Origin of the sequence: Stenotrophomonas sp. 24(2023), from assembly GCF_030913365.1 — a bacterium.
Classification (GTDB): domain Bacteria; phylum Pseudomonadota; class Gammaproteobacteria; order Xanthomonadales; family Xanthomonadaceae; genus Stenotrophomonas.
Genome location: NZ_CP133160.1, coordinates 4,082,634 through 4,103,940 on the forward strand (window position 1 = coordinate 4,082,634; position 21,307 = coordinate 4,103,940).

The window sequence follows — 21,307 nt, forward strand, 5'->3', positions numbered from 1 at the left end:
CACACCGTGACGCATGATCTAGGTGATAAGCATTCGCATTTGGGATAGACTGCGGTCCCTTGATGAAGGGGCGGCACCTGCCGCCGTAGCTGTCACCCATGCAATTTTCCGCACGCTTCGTTGCCCGCCTGGCCGTCCTGACGATGGGGGTGCTGTTGGCCACTCCCTACGCTTACGCGCAGCAGCGCAACCCGAACCAGCTGATGGGCCATACCGTGCTGGATGCACCGGCCGCCGCCTACCGCTTCGAGCGGTTCGTGGTGGACAGCCCGGACGGCCAGCGCCGCTGGCGGGTGAACGTCGGCATTCCGGCAAGGGCACCCGGCAGTCCATTGCCGGCCCTGTACGCGCTCGATGGCAATGCCGCCGCCATGGTGCTGGACCAGGCGCTGCTGGCCGAACTGGCCGCACGCAAGGCGCCACCGGTGCTGGTGCTGATCGGTTATGACAACGAACTGCGGATCGACTCGCCGGCGCGTACCCGCGACTACACCGCCTGGATCGACCGTGCCGATGATGAATCCGGCACCACCCAGGCCGTGGGCGGGGGCGCGTGGGCCTTCGCCGATGTGATCGAGCGCCGCATCAAGCCGGAAGTGGCGCGCCGTGCCCGCATCGACCCCACGCAGCAGGCGCTGTGGGGGCATTCGCTGGGCGGCCTGTTCGTGCTCAGCACGTTGTATACGCGCCCGGCCGCGTTCCAGTATTACCTGTCGGCCAGCCCGTCACTGTGGTGGAGCCAGGGCGCGCCGCAGGGCGATCTGGAGCGCCAGTTCATCGACAACACGCACGGGCAGAAGGCGCAGGTGTGGTTGATGCTGGGCGGTGCCGAACGCGTCGGCGATCGCGGCAAGCGTGACATGAACAACCCGCGCGTGGTCGCGCATCTGCGCCGCATCGGTGGCGCCACCCCCGATGCCGCGCTGCAGCTGTCCACGCGCCTGGCCGAGGTGCCCGGGCTGCAGGTGCGCTACCGTGAATTCCCCGGCCTGGGCCATGGCCCGATGCTGCCGGCCTCGTTCCATGCAGCGCTGGCCGAACTGTACGGCGTGCGCGACCGCAGCAGCGAGGATGGCGGCAGCGATGCCGCCCCCGCTGCCGAGTAACCCCGCGCGCGGTGATGGCCGCCCGCGCCCACTACCCAGGCAAGGCGCGCCGCTGGCCGCCGCCCAGGCAACCAATGACTCGCCGTGCCACAGGGTGCGGCCCCATGTGTGCAAGGAGCCTGACATGTCCCTTCGTTCTTCCCTTCGACTCACCACCCTGGCCGCGGGCCTGCTGCTGGCCGTGGCCGCCCAGGCACAGCCGGTGTTCGACCAGCCGGCCGTGGCCACCTTCAAGGGCAAGGCCGTCTCACGCGGTGAGAATGTCGTGCCCGGCGGCAGCGCCGAGGTGATCGGCCGTGGCTTCGTGCCGGGCCAGAAGATCAGCCTGGTCCGTGGCGACACCGTGCTCAACGCGCAGCCGCTGACCGTTGATGCCGATGGCACCTTCAAGACCCAGCTGGGCATTCCGGCCGACGCGGTGCCGGGCACGCACCCGGTGGTGGTGCGCGCCAGCCAGCCCGATGCGGCCACGGTGCTGAAGCTGCGCGTGTCGCCGCAGCTGCCGCTGTCGGGCCAGCAGCGTTTTGCCACCCAGTCCAACCGTCTGGTGCCGGGCCTGTACCAGAGTGCCTACAGTGCCGCCAGCAACGCGGTCTACGTGACCTCGGCCGTGGGCCGCCCGCCGGTCACCCAGTCGCAGCTGCTCAAGGTCGATCCGAAGAGCCTGAAGGTCAGCAAGGCCATCACCCCGGCCGTGGTGCCCGACGGCAAGGGCGGCAGCGTGTTCGCCGTCTATGGCGTGGGCGTGGATGACACCCAGGGCACGGTATGGGTCACCAATACCCGCCAGGACACAGTGGCGGTCTACCGCCAGTCCGACCTGTCGCTGGTGCACCAGTTCCCGGTGGGCGCCGTGCCGCATGCGCGTGACGTGGTGATCGATGGCACGCATGGCCGCGCGTTCGCCTCGGCCACCGGCGAAGACCACCTGTCGGTGTTCGATACCAAGACCCTCGCGCCGCTGGCGCCGATCACCCTGGCCTCCGGCGTGGATGACGGCAAGTTCGTGCCGATGAGCCTGGTGCTGGATGAAAAGGCCGGCAAGCTGTTCACCGTCAGCATCGGCACGCCTGAAGCGGCGGTGATCGATGTGGCCTCGGGCAAGGTCGACAAGGTGATCGACCTGGGCAATTCGGTCAGTGCCTCCGGCGTGGCCTATGACGCCGCCCAGGGCCGGCTGTACGTGGCCTCGCAGGGCACCGACAACCTGCTGATCGTCGATGTTGCCGCCGGCAAGGTGCTGCACGATGTGCCGGTGGGTGCCGGCGCACTGAACGTGGCCTTCGATCCGACCTCGGGCCTGGCCTATGTCAGCAGCCGCGGTGCCGGCACCGTGACCGTGGTCGACCGCAGCGGCACGGTGGTCGGCAACCTCGACGGCGGCACGCTGCCCAACCACGTGCGTGCCGATGGCAAGGGCAGCGTATTTGCGGTGAACAAGTCGCGCGGCGCCGAAGACCCCAAGGGTGACCGCATCACCCGCATCACGCCGAAGCAGTAAGCCCCCGGCTGGGGCGGCCCGCACGGTCGCCCCGCCATGCACAAAGGAGTAGCCATGAAGCTTGATCCCCGCCTGTGCCTGCGCGCACTTCCGCTGGCATTGGCAGCGGCACTGGCCGCCTGTGGCGGCAGCACGCCCCCGGCCGACCCGTCTGCCACCACGGCCGCCACCGCCGCTGCCGCCGAAGGGTTGCCGGCCGGATGGCAGCGTGTGGCCGGCACGGACGTGCCGGCCGTGAAGGACGTGCAGGCGGTCCTGCCGGTAACCGTGACCTCCGATGACGGCGCACAGGTCAGCGTGACCGATACCAGTCGCATCATTGCCGGTGGCGATGATGTGATTGCCGTGATCGAAGCCCTGGGCCTGGGCAAGCAGGTCTTCGCGGCACCGACCAATACCGCGACCGAGGCCGGGCGTGCCGCCCCGCACCAGTTCCTGTTCAACCGCACCACCGGCGTGGAAGGCGTGGTCAGCCTGCAGGGGTCGTTGTTCCTGGGCAACAGCCTGCGCCGCCACACCGCGCTGGCGCAGAAGCTGCGCGAGGTAGGCGAGGCCGCCGTGGTCATCGACGATCTGCAGCCGGCCCCGGACAAGGTGCGCAAGGTTGCTGCCGCACTGGGCGTGGCGGCAGCCGGGCAGGCACTGGCCACGCAGGTGCAGCAGCAGCTGGACCAGGCGCAGGCCATCGGCAAGGGCCTGGCGCATGCGCCGCGGGTGATCCACGTGTCCGCCACCGGCGGCGGCGGTACGCCCACCGTGGCGGGCAAGGACAGTGCTTCGGCCGCGCTGATCGCGCTGGCCGGTGGCATCAACATCGGCAGCGAAGCCGGTGTGTCCAATTACTCGCAGCTGAGCAACGAAGGCGTGCTGGCCGCCGCGCCGCAGGTGATCCTGGTGACTGCGCATGATCTGGAACTGTTCGGCGGCGCCGACGGCCTGTGGAAGGCCTATCCCTCGCTGAAGCAGACCCCGGCCGGCCAGGCCAACCGGGTCTGGGTGATGCCGGACGTGCAGTTGAAGTACACCAGCGTCGGTTCCGGTGCGGGTGCGCTGGCGTTGGCCAAGGCACTGGCGAGCCTGCCCCCGGCATGAGGTCGGCGGATCGGCGGCGCCAGCGCGGGCGCGTGATGGTGCTGGTGGCCACTCTGGCGCTGGTTGGGGCGGTGATCGCCTCGTTCACGCTGGGGCCGCTGCGCCTGCCGCCCGCCGAGGTAGTGCAGGCGATCGGCGTGAAGCTGGGCCTGTTGCCGGTGGACGCGGTCAGTGCGCGTGACCTGGCGGTGATCTGGCAACTGCGCGTGCCGCGCGCCCTGCTGGGGGCGATGGTGGGGGCCGCACTGGCGATGGCCGGTGCCAGCCTGCAGGGCCTGTTCGGTAATCCGCTGGCCGACCCGGGCATCGTCGGCGTCAGCCAGGGCGCGGCACTGGGGGCGGTGGCCGCGATCGTGCTCGGCGCCGCCACGGTGGCAGGCTGGGCGGTGCCCCTGGCCGCGTTCGCCGGTGGCGCGCTGGCCATCAGCGTGACCTACCTGCTGGCACGGCCAGGGCGGGGCACCGGCAATGCCACGTTGCTGCTGGTCGGGATCGCGATGGCGGCGTTCTGCTCGGCGCTGATCGGTTTCCTGACCTACATCGCCAGTGAAAGCGAGCTGCAATCGCTGGTGTTCTGGCAGATGGGGTCGCTGGCCCGTGCCAGCTGGGCGGATGTGGCGGCGGTTGTGCCGCCGTTCGCCATCGGCATGTTTGCCCTGCTGCGCCTGGCCACGCCATTGGACATGCTCGCCCTTGGCGAGCGCCAGGCCCAGCACCTGGGCCTGGACGTGCCGCGCACCCGGCGCAGGCTGGTGGCGTTCAGTGCGTTGCTGGTCGGTGCGGCGGTGGCTTTCGCCGGTTCGGTCAGTTTCGTCGGCCTGGTGGTGCCGCACGTGGCGCGCCTGCTGGTCGGGCCGGGGCACCGTTGGCTGCTGCCGGTGTCGGCGGTGCTGGGGGCACTGCTGATCGTCGTTGCCGATACGGCTGCGCGCACGCTGGACCCGCCGGCGGAGATTCCGCTGGGCCTGTTCTCGGCGGCACTGGGCGCGCCGTTCTTCCTGTGGCTGGTGCTGCAGCAACGGCGCAAGGGGGCCGCATGAGCGCGCTGCTGCAGTTGTCCGGGGTGATCGTGCGCCGCCAGCAGCGGGAGATCCTGCATGGCATTGATCTGGCGTTCGTGCCGGGCACGGTGACCGCGCTGGTGGGGCCCAATGGTGCGGGAAAATCCACGCTGCTGGGCGTGGCCGCCGGTGATCTGCTGCCCGATGCCGGGCAGGTGCAGTTGCTGGGGCGTGCCCTGCACAGTTTCCGTGCCGGCCCGCTGGCACGCGAGCGCGCGGTGATGCCGCAGGAACATGGCGTGCGCTTCGCCTTCAGCGTGGAAGAGGTGGTGGCGATGGGGCGGCTGCCGCACCCGCCGGATCCGGACGTGGATGCGCAGCGGGTGGAACAGGCACTGGATGCCGCCGAGCTGCAGGCGCTGCGCCAGCGTGAAGTGCAGCAGCTGTCCGGCGGTGAATCGGCGCGCACCACCTTCGCCCGCGTACTGGCGCAGGACACGCCGCTGCTGCTGCTGGACGAGCCGACCGCCGCACTGGACCTGCGCCATCAGGAGCGCACGCTGCGTACGGTGCGTGCACATGCCGATGCCGGTGCCTGCGTGATCGTGGTGCTGCACGACCTGAACCTGGCGGCCGGCCATGCCGACCGCATCGTGCTGCTGGAGCAGGGCAGGGTGGCCGCAGACGGCACGCCGACCCAGGTGTTGACCGAAGCCAACCTGCAGCGCGTGTACCAGCAGGATGTGGTGGTCCTGCAGCACCCCCGGCGCAACGTGCCGCTGGTGGTGGTGACCTGACGGCGTAGATCCACGCGATGCGGGGGTGTATTCGAAAAGGACCCCATTTCCTGAATTCATCCCCTCATCGTTCCATCCGTGTGGCCAATATTCGCTTGCACCCCGTCCAAGGAGGTCTAGAATGCGCCCCATGAACCGGATGCCACTCCTGAAGTTTTTCACCCTGGCCCGCGCAAGCGCGGAACGGGCGTGTCTGCCTGGAGCCCCACGAGGCCGCTGAACCGGCCACCGTTGGACCATCCACAGAGCGCCCTTTCGGGGCGCTCTTTTCGTTTCCGCCCTCCTTCTTTTCCCTCCCACCCGCTGTACCGCAAGGAGAACGTGCCATGCACCAGACCGCCGAGACCGAACGCTAGCCGCGCGCCCTGTCGCCAACCGGGACGCGCGGCCCCTGAAGTTGGCTTTGCAGGAATGCCCTCATGAACACCCAGACCCTGTCCCGTCGTCGCAACCTCGGCATCATTGCCCACATCGACGCCGGCAAGACCACGCTCACCGAACGCCTGTTGTGGCGCACCGGTGAAATCCACCGCGTCGGCGAAGTGCACGACGGCAACGCGACGACCGACTTCTCGGCCATCGAGCGCGAGCGCGGCATCACCATCGGTGCGGCCGCCGTGCATGCACAGTGGGCCCCGCGCGATCTGCCCCCGCACGCGCTGACCCTGATCGACACGCCCGGCCATATCGATTTCGCCATCGAAGTCGAGCGCTCGCTGCGCGTGCTCGACGGTGCCGTGGCCGTGTTCTCGGCCGTGGACGGCGTGCAGCCGCAATCGGAAACCGTCTGGCGCCAGGCGCGTCGGCATGGCGTGCCGCTGCTGGCCTTCGTCAACAAGATGGACCGCATCGGCGCTTCGTTCGAGCGCGTGCTGGCGCAACTGCAGGACAAGCTGCAGGCGCGGCCGTGGGCGCTGGGATGGCCGCTGGGCAGCGAAGCCGGTTTCCACGGCTGGGTCGATCTGGTCGGGCAGCAGACCGTGCGGTGGCCGGAAACGGGCGGCAGCCACGTGGCGCCGTGGACCGAAGACGAGCGTGCGCAGTGGCAGCCGCAGCGCGAAGCGCTGGTGGAAGCCGTGGCCGAGCACGATGACGCGCTGGCCGAACTGTGGCTGGCCGGTGCGGTGATCGATGCCGATACCCTGCGCGCGGCCGTGCGCAGGGCCACGCTGGCCGGTGCCGGCGTGCCGGTACTGGCCGGTGCGGCGTTCAAGGACAAGGGCATCGAAACGCTGCTGGATGCGGTGGTCGATTACCTGCCTTCGCCGCTGGACCGGCCGGCCGTGGTGGCCGAGGCGGCCGACGGCCAGGTGCAGCTGCCGCCGGATCCGGATGGTCCGTTGGCGGGCCTGCTGTTCAAGATCACCCACCAGCAGCACGGTGCGTTGAGTTTCGTGCGCCTGTATTCGGGCACCTTGAAGGTGGGCGACAGCGTGGCCAGTTCGCAGCATGCCCAGGGCCGCCGGGTCAGTCGGCTGGTACGGGTGCAGGCCGACCAGACCCAGGACATCACGCAGGCGGTGGCCGGTGACATCGTGGCCGTGATCGGCTGGAAGGATGCGGTGAGCGGTGAAACGCTCAGTGGTCGCGGCCATCCGCTGCAGCTGGAGAGCATCCAGTCGCAGGCCCCGGTGCTGGCGTGGCGATTGACGGCAGGTCGTGCCAACGATCTGCTGCGCATGAGCCAGGGCCTGGCCAGCCTGGCCCAGGAAGATCCGTCGTTCCGCGTCGAGACCGACAAGGACAGCGGTGAAACCCTGGCCTGGGGCATGGGCGAGCTGCACCTTGAGGTGATGGTCGAGCGCCTGCGCACCGAATGGAAGGTCGATGTCAGCGTGGGCGCCCCCCGCGTGGCCTACCAGGAAACCCCACTGCGTGCTGTGCCGGGCGTGGTCGGGCGGGTGGTCAAGCAGACCGGCGGCCAGGGCCAGTTCGCGCATGTGGTGCTGGACATGGTGCCGCGTGAGGACGACCAGGTGGTGTTCAACGACCGCATCGTCGGTGGCGTGGTGCCGCGCGGCTTCATCGCAGCGGTGGAGAAGGGCGTGCGTGCGGCGCTGTCCGATGGGCCGCAGGGCTACCCGGTGGTGGGCGTGGAGGTGAGCCTGGTCGATGGCCAGACCCATGCGAAGGATTCGTCCGACCTGGCGTTCCATCGGGCGGGTGTGGAGGCGGTGCGATCGGCGCTTGAACAGGCCGGCACACAGCTGCTCGAGCCGGTGATGGCGCTGACCGTGCATGCGCCGTCGGCAGCGGTGGGCGATGTGGTGGGCGACATCAACCGCCGCCATGGCCGCATCACCGCCATCGACGATGTTGACGGTCGTGCCGAGGTCAATGGCTTCGCACCGCTGGCCCAGCTGCGGGGCTATACCACCGCCCTGCGTTCGCTGAGCCAGGGACGGGCCAGCAGCGAAGCCCGGTTGAGCGGTTATGAGCCGGTGCGTGTCGCCTGAGGTGAAACAACGGAGGGAGCCCGGTGACGGGCTCCCTTTTTTGGATGATGGCATGGGGCGACCCTGCGCCATGCAGGCATCCGTATCCCGCATCCGCAGTCCGGGGGTGCCGTGCGTTCTGGAGGTCCGCGCACATCCTCGCGGCAGCGCAGCATTTCCTGCAGAAAAAGCTGGATTAAAGTGATGCCTCACGATAAATTGCGCACCCCCTCCATGTGCCGCCACCAGCCATCGCCCCATGCGTGACGATAAAGACCCTGGAACCCTGGAGCTGACCCTGCCGCGCAAGCGGGGGCGTCCGCCCAAGTTCGGGTATGCGATGAGCGATGCGCAGCGGGCCGCCCGCTACCGGGCCCGGCGGGCAGGGCAGGCCAACCATGCCGACGTGCGGCACTGCAGCGACACGGTCCTGCTGGACAAGATCCGGGCCGCCATCAGCAACCGCGACGCCGAACTGACCGGGTTCCTGGTGCATGTCCTGTGGCAGCGTTATCCGCTGCAGTTGAAGTAATTCCACGCCGGGGTGGTTCTTGTCACCCGGCTTGTTGATAATGCGGGGTTCAGGTTGTTCCCGTCTGCGCGCCCGGGAAGGAAGGCGCGCACGAAAGACACGGTTCCCGCAATGACCACCGCAAGCGACACCCCGACCACCGCTGCCCCGACCAGCGCCCCCCTGTTCTACAACCGTCCGGTGCCGCTGCAGGCCGATGTGCACGCTGACGTCCGCATCCTGCCGGGCCGGCTCGGCTTCGCCGCCGCCACCAACTCCATTCCGCTGGTGGCGGGCGAGTTCGCCCTGGCCCTGCACCACTACCCGATCCTGTTCGCCGGTGACGACGCGGTGCCGATGGCGGCCGTGGGCGTGACCGAAGACAACCTGTTCGTCAGCGAAGGCGAATGGGATGCCAACAGCTACATCCCGGCCTACGTGCGCCGCCACCCGTTCATCTTCATCGACACCGGCGATGAGAACCAGTTCCTGCTGGGCCTGGACGAGGAAAGCGATCGCGTGGTGAAGGGCGGCAGCGAAGGCCAGCCCCTGTTCGTTGATGGCAAGGCCGAGGAAATCGTGCAGAACGCGCTGGATTTCTGCGGCCAGTTCACCCGTGAGCACGAACAGACCCGTGCGTTCTCGCAGGCGCTGAAGGCGCAGGATCTGCTGGTGGTGCGCAATGCCACCGTGCGCACCCACGACGGCCGCGAATTCAACCTCAATGGCTTCCAGGTCATCGATGCCGAGAAGCTGCAGGCGCTGCCGGAAGCGATCGTCGTCGATTGGCACCGCAAGGGCTGGCTGTCGCTGGCCAACCAGCACCTGATGTCGCTGGGGCGCTTCAGTGACCTGACCAACCGCATGGCGGCACGCGCGGCCTGAGTCAGTCCGGCGGCGGCGCCTGCGGGTGCTGCCGCCCTGCCTGCTGGCTGGCCAGGACATCGGCCAGCCGCTGTGCATCGCGCCAGTCGGTGTTTTCATCGGCCAGTTCCCACAGGTCGCCGGCAATGGCTGACCAGCCGGGCTCCCCCAGCATCTGCGCCAGCCCCTGCAGGCGGTGCGCGCGGTGGCGCAGGGCCGCCACGTCGCGTTGCGTGATGGCGGCCAACAGGCCGGGCAGTTCCTCGGCAATGGCCTGCCGGTAGTCGCGTTCGGGTACCGGTGGTGGGCGCCTGCCGGGCGCCAGCCTGCCCAGCAGCGCCATCAGCGCATCCAGTCCCAGCGGCTTGCTCAACGCGGCATCCATGCCTGCGGCCATGCAGCGGGTCTGGTGGCTTTCACTGGTATCGGCCGACAGCGCAACGATGCACGCCGGTGGCTGTTCCTGGGTACTTTCCAGCGTACGGATGGCCGTGGCCAGCTGGTAGCCATCCATGCCGTCGATGCCATCGAGCCCGATATCGAGCAGCACCAGGTCGCAGGGGCGGCCGGCCAGATGATCCAGTGCGCTGCGCGCATCGGCACAGGTGGTGACATCGGCCCCCAGCTGACGCAGCTGCTCGCCCACCACGGCACGGTTCAGGTCGTGGTCTTCGACCAGCATCACGGCCAGCCCCGACAGGGCATCCGGGGCAGGGCGGGGAGGGGGTGCAGCGTCTATGGCCGTTGCGATGCGGGCTGGCACGCGCAGCGTGAAGCAGCTGCCATGCCCTTCCACGCTGCGCGCACTCAGTTCGCCCCCCATCAGGCGGGCCAGTTCACGGCTGATCGACAACCCCAGTCCGGTTCCTCCTCGGCGCCGGCCGGCATCGGCCTGCACGAAGGGGCGGAACAGCTGCTGCAGCTGGCTGCTGTCGATGCCTACGCCGGTATCGACCACATCCACGCACAGTTCACCGCCATCGGCGGCAGTGGCCTGCAGCTGCAGGGCGACCTCGATGCTGCCGGTATCGGTAAACCGCAGGGCGTTGCCCAGCAGGTTGTCCAGCACCTGCCGAAGGCTGTCCGGATCCACCTGCAGGGCGGGAAACGGCTGCGGCTGCGTGCGCAGGTGCAGGGCGATGCCCTTGGCGCGTGCCGACGGCGCGATGGCCAGCAGGGCCTGCTCGGCAACCCGCTGCACATCGCTGGCACGGGCTGTCGGCTGGAAGCGGCCGGCGGAGAGCCGGGCAAAGTCGATGGCGCGGTTCAACAGGCCGCGCAGTGCGATGCCGGCCGCACCGGCCGCGTCGACCAGATCACGCTGGCCCTGCTGCAGCGGGGAATGGCCCAGCAGGTCGATGGAAGCCATCACCGCCTGCGCTGAATTGCGCACTTCGTGGCTCATCATGCCGATGAAGCGGCTCTTGTGCTGGCTTTCGGCCACGGCCTGCAGCTGCCAGCGGCGCAGTTGCCACGCCACGCCCAGCAGCAGGGCGATCGCGCCCAGCGCACCCCCGGCCAGCAGCCCGTGGCGCTGGATGGCCGTGTCGAACAAGGAACGTGCCGACGCTGCGCCGCCGATACGTGCCCACAGCGCCATCATGCGTGCATGGTCGGCGGGTGTGGCGGCATCAAGCCCGGCATTGATGCGCTCGATCAGCTCGCGGTCCTGTTCGCGTGCGACCAGCATCAGGCGTGCCGGTGCCGGATCATCAAGCGCGTGGGTTTCCAGCGTGGTGGAAAACGGCCCGCGGGCCAGGTGCATCATCACGCCGTCCATGCCGATGGCTGCCGTTGCCACCCCGGCTTCGACCGCGCCCAGCACGGTATACATGTCCGCCAGGCGCAACTGGCGGATGCCGGGGTAGTGCTCGTCCAGCCATGCGGGGTAGGCGCCGCCGTCCACCACGGCCAGCAGATCGTGCGCGCCCAGCTGGTGCAGCTGCCGTGGGCCGGCCTGCCCGCGGCGTACCGCCAGCAGCGAGGTGCTGTGCAGGAAATCACGCGTGGCGGTAAGGTCATGACAGGGCAGGGGGCTGTGCGGGTCGAGCACCAGTGCCAGGGCCAGGTCGGCCCGTTCGCTGCAGACCGCAGCCAGTGCACTGGCCGCGTCGGCCTGCGGCGCCGCTGTGAAGTCCAGGCCGGTATGGCGGCTGACAATACGCGCATAGCCGTCGGGAACCGATACCGGTGCGGCCAGCGCGCCGCCCGTGCCGAGCAGCGGCTGCTGCGCCGGGTCCAGTGCGACCCGCGCGCGCTGTTCGGCTTCCCAGCGGGGCACGGCAGATTCGGTGGCGCCGATGCACGGGCTGGCACACCCGGCCAGCACCGCGTACAGCAGCCCCCGTGGCAGCGCGTTCACAGGGCTTCCAGCTGGTGCCGCATCGCGTACAGCTCGACATCGTTGCGCAGCCCGAGCTTGCGCAGCGCCGACACCTTCTGCGTGCTGACCGTCTTCAGGCTGCGGTGGCGCTCGATGGCGATTTCCGAAATGGTCCGCCCGGCCAGCCATGCCCGCAGCACCTCGCGCTCATTGCGGCTCAGGGTGCCACGGTCGGCGGCCAGGCGGCAGGCCGGCGGAACGTGCCGCTGGCCCTGCGACACCCGCAGGATGGCATCGGACAGTTCCTGCAGGGGGGCGGCCTTGCTGACGAAACCACCGACCCCGGTGTCGAGCAGGCGGTTGATGGCCGCCTGCGGTGCGCGGGCGGAAAACACCACCAGGCCAAGCTGGGGAAACGCCTGCTGCAGCCGTTCGATCACCGAATCGCCGGAAGGCTCGTCCGGGCTCAGTGCGTAGTCGACAACGGCAACATCCGTGCCTTTCTGGTGCAGGCCTTCCAGCAGTGCATCGGCACTGCCGTGGCTGCCTACGACCCGGAAGCGTCGATCGAAGGCCAGGTGATGGGCCGTGCCACGACGGACGATTTCGTGGTCATCCAGCAGTGCAACGCAGATGCGGTGTGACAAGGGGATTCCGTTCATGGCCAAGAGCACTCAACACCGGGGTGTTGCGGCCATTCTGTCGCGCGTGCAATGAAAGAGCGTGCCACCGCCCGGAATATTACGAATATTCCTAAAAACAAGATTGATGGCGGCAATCAACAAAAGCCAGTGTTGAGCCGCCATCAATTCAATCTGCTATCAATCGGCGTGCATGGGCCTCCTGTGCGATGCCGCAGGCAGCCGCCGCCCGCGCAGCAGGCGGTAGGCCGCCGGGATCAGCAGCATCGACAACAGCGGCGCGGTGATCATGCCGCCCAGCATCGGCGCGGCGATGCGCTGCATCACTTCCGAGCCGGCGCCGGCGCCGATGAACAGCGGCAGCAGGCCAGCCAGGATCACCGCCACGGTCATCGCCTTCGGCCGCACCCGCTGCACGGCACCCTCGCGGATGGCCGCCTCCAGCGTGTGCAGGTCCGCTGGCTCACCGGCAGCCAGGCGCTGTTCCCACGCGTTACGCAGATACAGCAGCATGATCACCCCGAATTCGGCGGCGACGCCGCCCAGGGCGATGAAGCCGATCAGGGAGGCCACCGAGATCGCGTGCCCCAGCAGCCACACCAGCCACAGCCCGCCCACCAGTGCCAACGGCAGGCTGAGCAGGATGATGCCCACCTCACCGATGCGGCGGAACACCGCCCACAGCACCAGCGCGATGATCAGCAGCGCGGCCGGCACCACCCAGCGCAGGCGCGCCGCTGCCCGTTCCAGGTATTCGTACTGGCCCGACCAGCCGATGCGGTAACCCGGCGGCAGCGGCAGCTGCGTGCCGACCGCGTGCTGCAGATCGGCCACCACCGATCCCAGGTCGCGGCCGGCCACATCCAAATAGACATAGCCGACCAGGCGCCCGTCCTCGCTCTTGATCATCGGCGGCCCGGCGCTGACGGTGACATCGGCCACCTGGCCCAGCGCCAGCTGCGCACCGCTGTCGGTAGTGATCGGCAGCGCCTGCAGCGCGGCCAGTGAATCGCGTTGCTCGCGCGGGTAGCGCAGCACGATCGGGTAGCGCTCGCGGCCCTCGATGGTCTCGCCGATCGGGTCGCCGCCCACCACCGTGCCGATCAGCGCCTGCAGGTCGGCCTGGCTGAGGCCATAACGGGCGGCGGCATCGGGGCGGATATGGACATCCACATAGCGGCCGCCACCCACGCGTTCGGCGAGTGCCGAGGACACGCCCGGCACCTCACGGGCGATGCTTTCCACCTGTGCGCTCAGCCGGCCGATGCCGTCCAGGTCCGGGCCGGACACTTTGATGCCGATCGGGCTCTTGATGCCGGTGGCCAGCATGTCGATGCGGTTGCGGATGGGCGGCACCCACAGGTTGGTCAGGCCGGGCACCTTCACCGCCTCGTCCAGCACCTGGCGCAGCCTGGCGGGGGTCATGCCAGGCCGCCACTGGTCGCGTGGCTTGAACGTCACCGTCGTCTCGAACATCTCCAGCGGCGCCGGATCGGTGGCGCTCTCGGCGCGCCCGGCCTTGCCGAATACATGGGCGACCTCCGGCACCTGCATGATCATCCGGTCGGAAATCTGCAGCAGCTGCCGTGCCTTGTCCGCCGACAGGCCGGGCAGGGCAGTGGGCATGTACAGCAGGGTGCCTTCATCCAGTGGTGGCATGAACTCCGAGCCGACCCGGGACAGCGGTATGAACGTGGCCAGCAGCAGGGCGGCGCCCAATGCCAACGTCAGTCTTGGGTGGCGCAGCACCTGGTCCAGCACCGGGCGATAGAGCGCCACCAGCACGCGGTTGATCGGGTTGCGTGCTTCCGGGCGGATGCGGCCGCGGATCAGGTAGCCCATCAGCACCGGAATCACCGTGACCGACAGCGCCGCTGCCGCCGCCATCGCATAGGTCTTGGTGAATGCCAGCGGTGCGAACAGGCGGCCCTCCTGCGCCTGCAGCGCGAATACCGGCACGAATGACAGGGTGATCACCAGCAGGCTGGCGAACAGGGCCGGGCCGACTTCCGCCGCCGAGCGGGCGATCAGGCGCCAGCGCGCTTCGCCCTGTGCGTCCTCGCCGTGCCCGGCATGCCAGTGCTCCAGGTGCTTGTGTGCGTTCTCGATCATGACCACCGCCGCATCGACCATCGCGCCGATGGCAATGGCGATGCCGCCCAGTGACAGCAGGTTCGCGCTGATGCCCTGCCAGTGCATGACGATGAAGGCCGCCAGGATGCCCAGGGGCAACGTGATCACCGCCACCAGCGCCGAGCGCAGGTGCCACAGGAACAGCGCACAGACCAGCGCCACCACCAAGAACTCTTCACCCAGCTTGTGGGTGAGGGTGTCCACGGCTTCATGGATCAGGCCGGAGCGGTCATACACCGGCACGATCTCCACGCCGGCGGGCAGGCTGGCCTGTACCTGCTTCAGGCGTGCCTTGACGTTGTCGATCGCCGCCAGCGCATCCTTGCCGGTACGCAGCACGACCACGCCGCCGGCCACTTCGCCCTGGCCATCCAGTTCGGTGATGCCGCGGCGGAATACCGGGCCACGGCTGATGCGGGCGACATCGCCCAGCAGCACCGGCACGCCACCGGGCGAGGTACTGACGGGAACCTGCTCGAACGCCTCGACCGAGTGCAGCCAGCCCTCGCTGCGCACCATCATTTCCGCTTCGCCCTGCTCGATGACCGAGCCGCCGGCCGCACCATTGGCCGCGTCGACAGCCTTGGCCAGCTGGGCCACACTCAGCCCTCGCGCCGCCAGCGCCTGCGGGTCCGGGGTGATCTGCCACGCACGCACGGCACCGCCGACACTGGCGACCTCGGCCACATCCGGCAGGGTCTTCAGTTCATAGCGCAGCAGCCAATCCTGCAGAGCACGCAGCTGGCCCACATCGTGATGGCCGCTGCGGTCGACCAGCGCGTACTGGTAGATCCAGCCCAGCCCGGTGGCATCCGGCCCCAGCGCGGGCGTGACCCCCTTGGGCAGGCGGTCGCGCACCTGGCTCAGGTACTCCAGCACGCGCGAGCGTGCCCAGTACAGATCGGTGCGGTCGTCGAACAGCACATAGACGAAGGAGTCGCCAAAGAAGGAAAAGCCGCGCACGGTCTTCACCCCCGGCACCGACAGCATGGTCGTGGCCAGCGGATAGGTCACCTGGTCTTCGACGATGCGTGGCGTCTGCCCGGGCCACTGCGTGCGCAGGATCACCTGGGTGTCGGACAGGTCCGGCAGGGCGTCCAGCGGCGTGTTGTGCACCGACCACAGGCCGGCCAGTGCCAGCAGCACCGCGGCCACCAGCACCAGCACGCGATGGGCGATGCAGGCATGGATGAGACGGGCGATCATTGCGGCATCTCCATCGCAGCGCCGGCATCACAGGCCTTGCCGTTGTCGTCGGCGTAGGCCGGCACCAGCGGCATGTCCATGAACGGCGATCGGCCCGGCTTGTCGAAGTGCGTGTCGGGCTTCATCGGGTCGTACCAGTACTGCACGCGGCAGGCCGGCGCCTTGCCGGTGCCTTCGTTGTGCATCGCCATGGCCATCGCGGCGCCGTCCTCGACCTGGGTCGGGGCCGACGTATCGCCCAACCGCTGCAGCGCGCCCGACAGGCTGGCCTCCGAATCGACCAGGAACTGCCCGGAAACCACCACCCGTTCGCCACCGCTCAAGCCCGACAGGATTTCGGTACGCCCGCCGCTGCTGCGGCCCGTGCGCACCCGTACCGGCATGAAATGCCCCTCGTCGGTGGCGACGATCACCCGGCTGTCATCACCGGTGGCGATCAGCGCCTCGCTCGGGATCAGCGGCACGCTCGGGCCTGCCGCCGGTTGCAGGGTGACATCGGCGAACATCCCGGCCGCCAGCTGGCCGCGCGGATTGCGCAGCACGATACGTGCAGTCTGCGTGCGGCTGCTGGCATCGACCTGCGGCAGCAGTGCGTCGATCTGCCCATGGAACACCTCGCCGGGCAATGCGCTGACCCGCGCCTCGACCGCGCTGCCCGGGGCCAGGCCCATGATGTTGGCCTGCGGAATGGCTGCGTCCAACCACAGCGTTGCGCTGCCATTGATACGGAACAACGGCATGCCTGCCGTGACCGCCTGGCCCTGCCGCACCATCACCTCGGTGACGACGCCAGCGCGATCTGCCGACAGCGTGACACTGCCGTCGCGTCCGGTTCCACCCTGCGCGCCAAGCACGTGCAGCCGCTGCTGTGCGGCAGCGGCCAGGGCGCGTGCGTCGGCAGACTGCGCATGCGCCAGTGCATCCGCTTCGCCACGGGCGCTGCTCCACATCGGCGCGAGCACGCTGGCCAACGCCTGCCCGCGGCTCACGGCGGTATAGGGCGCCGGCACCTTCAGCGTGGTGACGATGCCATCGGCGCGTGCGCTGACCACCGATTCCTCGTGCAGGTTCCAGCTGAGCGTGCCCGGCACATGCAGGCCGGTGGTCAGCTGGCCGGTTTCAACGGTCGCCGTGCGGATGCCGACGCTCTGCTGCAATGCCGGGTCGATACGCACACCGGGCGATGCCGCATCGTCGCCACCCTCGGCGTAGCGTGGCACCAACTGCATGTCCATGAAGGGCGATTTGCCCGGCTTGTCGAAGTGCTGTGCCGGCACCATCGGGTCATACCAGTACAGCGCGGTGCGGGCGTCGCCAGCCGTGGTGGGCGCGGCATCCATCGTCGCTTCGCCGTGAGGCCAGTAATGGCCGGCAACCACGCCAAGGCCGACCAGGCAGGCCGCCGCAAGCAGCGTCAGAACAGTAGGGAAGGGCTTCATGGCTGGGTCTCTCCGGTCGGCAGCAGATAGGCGAGGGCGGCCCAGTCACGGCCGAGTTCGCCCAGATGGCGTGCGTGTTCGATATGCAGTTCGATTTCGTCGCGGCGGGCCTGCAGCCAGGGCTGCAGTTCGCCGCCGCCGGCGTAGGCCGCCAGCGCGGTGCGGCTGCGGTCGGCCGCCAGGGGCAGCAGTTGTGACTGCTTGCGGGCCACGGCACGGTTGGCGCCATCCCAGGCCGCCAGCCACTGCTGTACCTGCGCCGCCTGGGCGCGCCGGGCATCTTCGTGCTCGGCACTGACCGCCTGCAGATCCGCACGGCGTGCGGCAATGCCACGGTCCTGGCGGTTGCGGGTGAACAGCGGCAACCCCACGGCCACCTGCAGCGTCAGCATGTCGCTGCGCGGCAGGCCATCCGGTGTGCGGCTGCGCTGCCCATAGCCCAGGCTCACGCTCCAGTCCGGCCGCGTCTCGGCAAGGGCGGCACTGACTTCGGCCTCGGCCATCGCCTCGCGGGATTGCCACGGCAGCAGCGGTGCCTGCTGATCGAGGTTGCCCAGCAAGGCGCTGCGGTCGTGGGGCAGGGTGGCCAGATCCGGCGGATCACCGGCAATCTCGAAGGCCTCGGCCGGCAGGTCCAGCCAGCGGGCCAGTCCTGCCTGCGCCGCTGTCGCGCCGGCCTCGGCCGCATCGATGCGGTTCTCAAGTTCCAGCGCATCGGCGCGGGTGGCCAGCGCATCGGTAGCCGAGCCGGTGCCACCGGCCAGGCGCGCCTTGGCGGTGCGCACGGCCACCTCGGCCGGTTCGCGCATCATGCGCAGCGCATCCACCTCGCGCTGTGCCGCCCAGCGCGCAATCCAGGCCGAGGCCACCGCCTGGCGGACCGCGGCCTGCTCGGCCACCGACAACGCGTGTGCCTGTTCGACCTGGCGGTCGGCGACCTCCTGGCGTGCCAGGCGCTTGGCGCGGGCGGGAAATGCCTGGGTAAAGGCGATTTCCTTCATGGTCATGTCGTCGGCACCCGCATTGAGTGCCTCCCGGCCGGTGATGGGCAGGTTGACGATGCCAACGCTCAGCTGCGGATCGGGCAGGGCGGCGGCGCGGTGCGATTCCTCACCGGCTGCAAGCACCTGCGCCTGGCGCGCCTGCAGGCTGGGTGCGGCCTGCAGGGCCAGGGTCTGGGCGTGGGTGAATGTGATCGTGGTCGGTGCAGACCACGCAACAGGTATGGCGAAGCAGGCGGCCAGCAGCAACGCTGCGCAGCCACCGACACTGCGCCGATGGCGCAGTCGGAATGGGCAGAACATGAAACCTCCAGACACGAAACATCGAGCGCGCGGCCAGCATTGGCCGCGCGGACAGGCATCGGGTCGGGAGGCTTAAATCTGCAGGCTGCAGAAACGCTGCGCAGGCGGAGGATCGGCCTGACAGGTCCGCACGTCTTCGTAGTGCTGGGAATGCGCCGGTGGCAACAATGCGTCCGCCAGCGCGAAATACACCGGCGGCAGGCCCAGGGCGGGCACCTGGGGCGCCTGCAGGTCCGTACTGGTGGCGTGGTCACGCAGGCAGTGCTGGTCGCACAGCATGGGTGCGTCGGCGTCGGGCATGTCCATGCCCGTGCAGCCGGCCATCATGCCCGCACGGGGTGGCGGCGCATCATTGGTCGGGCAGGCATAGCTGGCCAACGCGACCTGCTGGAACAGCAGTGCGAGCAGGGCCAGCCAGGCAAAACGCGCAAGGAAGCGGCGCTTGCGGAATGCAGGGCGTTTCATTCGCGGCCTCCTGCACGGCACGGCATCGCGCGGCACTTGGCGGCCGTCGTGGATGCGTGCGTGGTGGAGGGGCGGATGAACATCGGCGGAGTGTACTGCGGGTGATGGGTGCAACGTCCAGTGGGATGTGGCGCTGCCATGCCGGACGTGCCGGGGTTGGTTCAGGGATGGAGCAGCTCCAGACTACGGAGCCAATTTCATCACGGGTTGCGTTATTGATTGCGATGGGCCAGCCGGGTGAGCAGGGTCAGTGCGATCAGTGTGCCCGTGCACGCAGGCCGATCAGCCCGGCATGCTGGTCATACAGCACCGCGTTGTCGAAGTAGGTCAGCAGCCCGGCATTGATGCCGGTGAACGGCGAGCCCTTGTCGCTGCTGAAGCGCACGTAGTCCGGACTTTTCCTGCTGACGCGGAAGTGCTGGCCCAGCTGCGTGCCGTCGGCCATCAGCAGGCTGTAGTGCGCCTGTACGCCTTCCGGCCAGGCCGGATGACCGTTGGCGGCGGTGATGCGGAACCCGGCCGCGCCGGTGTCCAGGATGCTGTCGGCGCACGTCTTCTCGCCCGTGTCCGTTCGCGAGAGGCAGCCCTGCAGTGCATGGTCCTTCCAGTACGGCAGGCGATCGCCGGGCTTTGCGGCCACGCGCTGCAGGTCGACCGCGCGGAAGCCCTGCGTTTCTTCCGGTGTCGGATTGATGATGAGCTGCCCCGGCGCGCGCTCGCCGGGCCGTGGCAGCAGCACCAGCCAGCGCCCGCCCATCGCCAGCAGCGGATTGATGGCCGTGGAGCGGTGCATGCCGATGCCGAGGATGGCCTTGTAGCCTTCACCCTTGCGAGGGTCGCCGCCGCCGATCAGGAAAGCCCCTTGTGGCACCCACGACGCAATGCATTTCGGCCGCTGCGGATCGCAGGAGACGGTGTCCACCCACTGGATCGGCACGCGTTGGCGGCCCTGCCCGAAGCCGACGTCGGCCTGTGCGATGTGGCCCTGCAGGTGCACGCCGCTGCCGTAGTGCTCCTGGGAAGGGGTGTTGGTGGGCATGGCATCGTCGCTGCGCAGTACCCCGGGCATCACCCGCAACCCGACCGAGCCGGTGTCCAGTTCGGCCTCCACGGCACGCGTGCCGATCTGCACCGTCACGCTGTAGCGAAGGTCGCCATTGGCCATGCGTGCCTGGTGGATCGGCACCACCTCGCGCGCCGTGGCGTGGGCAGAACCCATGGCAGCCAGCATCAGCAGGGCAGTGCCCAGCAGGCCGGAAACGGAACGAAGCAGCATCGGCAGATGTCCGGCAGGGCAAGGGCAGGTGGTATGCGCCGGAGAATACGACCAATGCTGACGGCCGCAATGTGCCGGATGGGGCGTTGCGGCACTGCATTGCCTGCCGATTCATGTTTGGTCCGTGGCGGCCTCGCCGCGTCGGGCGTTGAGTGGCGCACCGCCGCCTGACGTTACGTAACGCGTTACGCTCAGCGGCGGACGTCCAGCGTCGCATCACCCAGCAGGGCCAGCACCTCGGCCTCGCGTACCGGGTTCACGTCGCCCGGAATCGAATGCTTCAGCGCCGCGGCGGCCAGGCCGAAGCGCACCGTGGTCTCGGCATCGAACTGCGAGAGCAGGCCGTGCAGGATGCCGGCGGCGAATGCATCGCCCCCACCGATGCGGTCCACGATGCCCTGCAGCTGCCGCATCGGTGCCTGCGCGCGGCGGCCATCACGGGCCAGCAGCAGTGCGCCCAGGGCGTGATGGTCGGCGCTGACCAGCTGGCGCTGGGTGCAGGCCAGCCACTGCAGGTTGGGGAAGCCGGCGAACGCTGCAGTCGCGGCGGCGTCCACGCGTGCCACTGCATCGGGCTGGGTGAAGGACTCGCCCAGCACCAGGGCGATGTCGCGATGATCGGCGAAGACGATATCGGCCTCGGCGAACAATTGCCGCAGGATGGCCGGTGCATCCCCCTGCCAGCGCTGCCACAGCGAAGGGCGGTAGTTGCCATCGAACGACACGCGCACGCCCAGCGTGCGTGCGGTGCGTGCGGCGGCCAGCGCGGTCTCGGCCACGTTCGCGCCCAGCGCAGGGTTCACCCCGGACAGGTGCAGCCACTGCGCCCCGTGCAGCAGGGCGGGCCAGTCATACTCGTGCGCCGTGCTGCGGGCGAACGCCGAGCCGGCGCGGTCGTAGACCACCTCACTGGCCCGCTGCACGGCGCCGGTGGCCAGAAAGTACAGGCCCATGCGGTCGCGGTCGACCTCGCGCACGCCGCGTGTATCCACGCCGTGCCGCCGCAGCTCGGCCACGGCGTGCCGGCCCAGTGCACTGTCGGTCACGGTGCTGGCCATGGCCGCGTCATGGCCGAAACACGCCAGCGATACGGCCACGTTGGCCTCCGCGCCGCCGACGTGTACCTGCAGCTGGGGCGACTGCAGCAGCAGTTCGCGCCCGGGTGCGCCCAACCGCAGCAGCAGCTCTCCGAAACAGACGATGCGGTTCATTC

General features: G+C 69.1%; 16 protein-coding genes. 8 read left to right on the forward strand and 8 right to left on the reverse strand.

Translation table 11 applies throughout. The annotated features are described in order from the left end of the window. The first annotated feature begins 98 nt into the window (after positions 1–98). The 8 genes from Q9R17_RS18630 (at position 99) to Q9R17_RS18665 (ending at position 9,328) form a co-directional block, all read left to right on the forward strand. Positions 99–1,106, forward strand: a complete 1,008-nt coding sequence (locus Q9R17_RS18630) for an alpha/beta hydrolase-fold protein (protein WP_308156062.1) — start codon at positions 99–101, stop codon at positions 1,104–1,106. 124 nt (positions 1,107–1,230) lie between these two features. Continuing rightward, positions 1,231–2,607 (forward strand): ATP-binding protein, encoded by a 1,377-nt coding sequence (locus Q9R17_RS18635; protein ID WP_308156063.1) that lies wholly within the window; start codon positions 1,231–1,233, stop codon positions 2,605–2,607. Between the two features lie 54 nt (positions 2,608–2,661). Next, positions 2,662–3,699 (forward strand): ABC transporter substrate-binding protein, encoded by a 1,038-nt coding sequence (locus Q9R17_RS18640; RefSeq protein ID WP_308156064.1) that lies wholly within the window; start codon positions 2,662–2,664, stop codon positions 3,697–3,699. Continuing rightward, positions 3,696–4,739 carry an iron ABC transporter permease gene (locus Q9R17_RS18645; protein ID WP_308156065.1) on the forward strand — a complete coding sequence of 348 codons (1,044 nt, stop codon included), beginning with the start codon at positions 3,696–3,698 and terminating at the stop codon, positions 4,737–4,739. The genes Q9R17_RS18640 and Q9R17_RS18645 overlap by 4 nt, the downstream gene beginning before the upstream one ends. Continuing rightward, positions 4,736–5,497, forward strand: coding sequence for a heme ABC transporter ATP-binding protein (locus Q9R17_RS18650; protein ID WP_308156066.1), 762 nt, complete (start codon positions 4,736–4,738; stop codon positions 5,495–5,497). The genes Q9R17_RS18645 and Q9R17_RS18650 overlap by 4 nt, the downstream gene beginning before the upstream one ends. A 419-nt stretch (positions 5,498–5,916) precedes the next feature. Further along, the gene (gene fusA, locus Q9R17_RS18655) at positions 5,917–7,953 is read left to right on the forward strand and encodes an elongation factor G (RefSeq protein ID WP_308156067.1); all 2,037 of its coding nucleotides are present in this window, start codon (positions 5,917–5,919) and stop codon (positions 7,951–7,953) included. Between the two features lie 238 nt (positions 7,954–8,191). Continuing rightward, complete coding sequence (locus Q9R17_RS18660; RefSeq protein ID WP_308156068.1) at positions 8,192–8,464, forward strand: hypothetical protein; 273 nt, start codon at positions 8,192–8,194, stop codon at positions 8,462–8,464. Positions 8,465–8,575: 111 nt separating this feature from the next. Continuing rightward, positions 8,576–9,328, forward strand: coding sequence for a SapC family protein (locus tag Q9R17_RS18665; RefSeq protein WP_308156069.1), 753 nt, complete (start codon positions 8,576–8,578; stop codon positions 9,326–9,328). A gap of 1 nt (position 9,329) precedes the next feature. Here the strand turns inward: Q9R17_RS18665 and Q9R17_RS18670 are convergent, their stop codons facing one another. From Q9R17_RS18670 to Q9R17_RS18710, 8 genes are all read right to left on the reverse strand, one after another. Next, positions 9,330–11,669: an ATP-binding protein gene (locus tag Q9R17_RS18670; protein WP_308156070.1), complete on the reverse strand. Its 2,340-nt coding sequence runs from the start codon at positions 11,667–11,669 to the stop codon at positions 9,330–9,332. Next, the gene (locus tag Q9R17_RS18675; RefSeq protein ID WP_308156071.1) at positions 11,666–12,277 is read right to left on the reverse strand and encodes a response regulator transcription factor; all 612 of its coding nucleotides are present in this window, start codon (positions 12,275–12,277) and stop codon (positions 11,666–11,668) included. Before Q9R17_RS18675 ends, Q9R17_RS18670 begins: the two co-directional genes overlap by 4 nt. Positions 12,278–12,451: 174 nt before the next feature. Next, complete coding sequence (locus Q9R17_RS18680; RefSeq protein ID WP_308156072.1) at positions 12,452–15,610, reverse strand: CusA/CzcA family heavy metal efflux RND transporter; 3,159 nt, start codon at positions 15,608–15,610, stop codon at positions 12,452–12,454. After that, positions 15,607–17,049, reverse strand: coding sequence for an efflux RND transporter periplasmic adaptor subunit (locus Q9R17_RS18690; RefSeq protein ID WP_343238755.1), 1,443 nt, complete (start codon positions 17,047–17,049; stop codon positions 15,607–15,609). Before Q9R17_RS18690 ends, Q9R17_RS18680 begins: the two co-directional genes overlap by 4 nt. Next, positions 17,046–18,353, reverse strand: coding sequence for a TolC family protein (locus Q9R17_RS18695; RefSeq protein ID WP_308156073.1), 1,308 nt, complete (start codon positions 18,351–18,353; stop codon positions 17,046–17,048). Before Q9R17_RS18695 ends, Q9R17_RS18690 begins: the two co-directional genes overlap by 4 nt. 72 nt (positions 18,354–18,425) lie before the next feature. Continuing rightward, positions 18,426–18,818: a hypothetical protein gene (locus Q9R17_RS18700; RefSeq protein WP_308156074.1), complete on the reverse strand. Its 393-nt coding sequence runs from the start codon at positions 18,816–18,818 to the stop codon at positions 18,426–18,428. Positions 18,819–19,074: 256 nt separating this feature from the next. Further along, positions 19,075–20,094 (reverse strand): hypothetical protein, encoded by a 1,020-nt coding sequence (locus Q9R17_RS18705; RefSeq protein ID WP_308156075.1) that lies wholly within the window; start codon positions 20,092–20,094, stop codon positions 19,075–19,077. Positions 20,095–20,285: 191 nt separating this feature from the next. Then, a complete protein-coding gene (locus Q9R17_RS18710; RefSeq protein ID WP_308156076.1) occupies positions 20,286–21,305 on the reverse strand; it encodes a sugar kinase in 1,020 nt (339 codons plus the stop codon). Between the last annotated feature and the right edge of the window lie 2 nt (positions 21,306–21,307).

Bases quoted from the DNA above. Each gene is read 5' to 3' on its own strand.
- Q9R17_RS18630 (WP_308156062.1), top strand. From the start codon at position 99: ATGCAATTTTCCGCACGCTTCGTTGCCCGCCTGGCCGTCCTGACGATG.
- Q9R17_RS18635 (WP_308156063.1), top strand. From the start codon at position 1,231: ATGTCCCTTCGTTCTTCCCTTCGACTCACCACCCTGGCCGCGGGCCTG.
- Q9R17_RS18640 (WP_308156064.1), top strand. From the start codon at position 2,662: ATGAAGCTTGATCCCCGCCTGTGCCTGCGCGCACTTCCGCTGGCATTG.
- Q9R17_RS18645 (WP_308156065.1), top strand. From the start codon at position 3,696: ATGAGGTCGGCGGATCGGCGGCGCCAGCGCGGGCGCGTGATGGTGCTG.
- Q9R17_RS18650 (WP_308156066.1), top strand. From the start codon at position 4,736: ATGAGCGCGCTGCTGCAGTTGTCCGGGGTGATCGTGCGCCGCCAGCAG.
- fusA (WP_308156067.1), top strand. From the start codon at position 5,917: ATGAACACCCAGACCCTGTCCCGTCGTCGCAACCTCGGCATCATTGCC.
- Q9R17_RS18660 (WP_308156068.1), top strand. From the start codon at position 8,192: ATGCGTGACGATAAAGACCCTGGAACCCTGGAGCTGACCCTGCCGCGC.
- Q9R17_RS18665 (WP_308156069.1), top strand. From the start codon at position 8,576: ATGACCACCGCAAGCGACACCCCGACCACCGCTGCCCCGACCAGCGCC.
- Q9R17_RS18680 (WP_308156072.1), bottom strand. From the start codon at position 15,610: ATGATCGCCCGTCTCATCCATGCCTGCATCGCCCATCGCGTGCTGGTG.
- Q9R17_RS18690 (WP_343238755.1), bottom strand. From the start codon at position 17,049: ATGAAGCCCTTCCCTACTGTTCTGACGCTGCTTGCGGCGGCCTGCCTG.
- Q9R17_RS18695 (WP_308156073.1), bottom strand. From the start codon at position 18,353: ATGTTCTGCCCATTCCGACTGCGCCATCGGCGCAGTGTCGGTGGCTGC.
- Q9R17_RS18700 (WP_308156074.1), bottom strand. From the start codon at position 18,818: ATGAAACGCCCTGCATTCCGCAAGCGCCGCTTCCTTGCGCGTTTTGCC.
- Q9R17_RS18705 (WP_308156075.1), bottom strand. From the start codon at position 20,094: ATGCTGCTTCGTTCCGTTTCCGGCCTGCTGGGCACTGCCCTGCTGATG.
- Q9R17_RS18710 (WP_308156076.1), bottom strand. From the start codon at position 21,305: ATGAACCGCATCGTCTGTTTCGGAGAGCTGCTGCTGCGGTTGGGCGCA.